Below are 274 nucleotides of genomic sequence, written 5' to 3'. Positions count from 1 at the left end.
CGCGCGGTGTGGCCGAAGCGATGGCGATCGCCACCGCCAATGGCGCGACCACGATCATCGGCGGTGGTGACAGTGCGGCGGCGGTTGCCGAAGCCGGCCTCGAATCGCAGATGAGCCACGTCTCGACGGGCGGTGGCGCGTCGCTCGAGTTCCTCGAAGGGAAGGACCTTCCCGGGGTCAGCGCGCTCGACGCGCGCTGATCTCCGTTCATTTCTCCGGACTTTTCCATGCATCTCAAGCCGGTCATTGCGGCCAACTGGAAGCTCAATCACAC

At 65.3% G+C, this 274-nt stretch carries 1 protein-coding gene; it reads left to right on the top strand.

The annotated features are described in order from the left end of the window. Positions 1–200, top strand: a 200-nt coding sequence (gene pgk, locus ACS2QP_RS27675) for a phosphoglycerate kinase (RefSeq protein WP_438883049.1), incomplete at its 5' end; no start/stop codon positions are given. Positions 201–274 lie beyond the last annotated feature (74 nt).

Source organism: Bacillus cereus group sp. Bce019 (genome assembly GCF_051781745.1).
GTDB classification, from domain to species: domain Bacteria; phylum Bacillota; class Bacilli; order Bacillales; family Bacillaceae_G; genus Bacillus_A; species Bacillus_A cereus.
Note: the sequence above shows the minus strand (reverse complement) of the source record. Positions and strands in the feature narration are given on the sequence as shown.